Origin of the sequence: Nocardia sp. NPDC058497 (genome assembly GCF_042720195.1) — a bacterium.
GTDB lineage: Bacteria > Actinomycetota > Actinomycetes > Mycobacteriales > Mycobacteriaceae > Nocardia.
The window spans coordinates 1-1,678 of record NZ_JBHXMY010000889.1; the positions used below are offsets into that span (position 1 = coordinate 1).

Consider the following 1,678-nt stretch of genomic DNA (forward strand, 5'->3'; position numbering starts at 1 on the left):
GCTGGTAGGCGAAGTGCTCTCGCCATCGAATTCTCCGGCCGACATGGAGGAGAAGAAGGCCCGGTATGCCGGTGCCGGCATCCCCTGGTACTGGGAAGTGACGTTGGAGCGAGCACACAGCGCGATCGCCTCGGTTCGTGCCTATGCGCTGGAGACGACCCACGGCAACCTGCCGCCAGGTGTCCGTCCATTGCACCAGGCCAACTACATCCTGGCGGGAATGTGGTCGCCCAAGAAATCCGGCGGCATCGTCATGGCCTTGCCGTTCCTGATCGACATCGCCTGGGGCGAACTCGAATTCTAGGTATCTCGGAGAGGTGAGGTTCCATGAACGAGGCGATTCGGCTGCTCGCGTCAGCGGCGACTCCCGACCCTGAATTCGGCGACGATCTCGAAGCGGTGCGTGACACCGTGGGCCCGATGCCGGACGACCCGTGGGCACACTGATCGATCGACACGATGGTGTTCAAGGCCCCGATTACCCCCGGATGAGTTTGGCGACCGTGCCGATGGACAGCTTCGGGGTTTCCTCTTCGACCGGGGTGTGGGGGTCGACCACCGTGGTATGGGGGATGACGGCTTCGGGGTCGGCGAACGCCGCGTACTTCTTGTCGGCGAGCAGGGTGTTGAGGAGGTAGCCGGTGAGGAGGGCTCGGGTGGTTTTCTCGGTTTTGTGTTCGTAGCGGCCCGCGCCGAGGGCGGCGAAGAGGCGGCGGCCTTCGACGATGCCGTTGTGGGAGGCGCCGTCGAGGGTGCGCAGGATCGAGGGGCCCGACCAGGCGGTGGCGAGGGCGCGGGCGTTGGAGCTGACGGAGTCGAGGTCGAGGGCGCCTGCCAGGATCAGGCCGGGTGTGTCGAGGTCGGGGGCGATGTTCTCCGCGGTGGGGGAGGTGGGGGCGGGGAACAGGGCGGCGACGGCGGCGACGCGGCGCTGAGCTGCGGCGATGACGGCGGCGCCGGCGCCCATGCCGTGGCCTGCCAGGGCGAGGCGGTCGGGGTGCACGCTGATGGTGCCGTCGCCGAGGCGGACCTTGCTGACGATGTCGAGCGTGGTGAGCAGGTCGGTGCCCAGGTCGAGGTGTGACGGGATCGGGCCGCGTTCGGTGTCGGGCGCGGCGACGACGAAGCCCCACGACGCGACGTGCTCGAGCAGGCTCTTGTAGTTCTCGGAGCTGGTCAGCCAGCCGTGCGCGAACGCGATGGCGGGCAGGTTCAGCCCGGACTCGGGCGTGTAGACCACACCCGGCTGGCCCGCGATCCCCAGATTTCCGCGCAGAACACGGTGGGGTCCGCGCGCGGACAAGGTGCTGAGGAGCGACTTCACCGACACCGACACGGGGAGAAGAGTATCCGATCACCCCGCGCGCGGCGGAAGCCCTGGCTGGGAACCTGGTCCGCCGCGCGCGGCCGACACCGAGACGGCGAGAATCGGAGCCTGTCGCTAGGCTGGACCACCATGTGCGGAATCGTGGGCTACGTCGGGTACCGGGACGCGCTCGGCGTTGTCGTCGACGCGTTGCGACGCATGGAGTATCGCGGATACGACTCGGCGGGGGTCGCGATCCTCGACGGAAACGGGTCGATCGCGGTCGAACGCAAGGCGGGCAAGCTGGCCAATCTGGAGGCCGAGCGTCGGTATCGTTTAAACAAAAGACGCTGCCCCCCAAGAGAATGGGTT

2 protein-coding genes and 1 pseudogene are annotated in these 1,678 nt (G+C 67.6%); 2 read left to right on the plus strand and 1 reads right to left on the minus strand.

The genetic code is table 11. The features are described from left to right. Window positions 1-304 (plus strand): annotated as a pseudogene (locus ACFWPJ_RS32160) (Uma2 family endonuclease); the annotation flags it as partial. Between the two features lie 174 nt (window positions 305-478). Here the strand turns inward: ACFWPJ_RS32160 and ACFWPJ_RS32165 are convergent. After that, window positions 479-1,336: a dienelactone hydrolase family protein gene (locus ACFWPJ_RS32165; RefSeq protein ID WP_378857198.1), complete on the minus strand. Its 858-nt coding sequence runs from the start codon at window positions 1,334-1,336 to the stop codon at window positions 479-481. Window positions 1,337-1,456: 120 nt separating this feature from the next. On the opposite strand from ACFWPJ_RS32165, the gene ACFWPJ_RS32170 reads away from it, so the two are divergent. Next, window positions 1,457-1,678: hypothetical protein (locus ACFWPJ_RS32170; protein ID WP_378857200.1), on the plus strand; the 222-nt coding region annotated here is incomplete at its 3' end.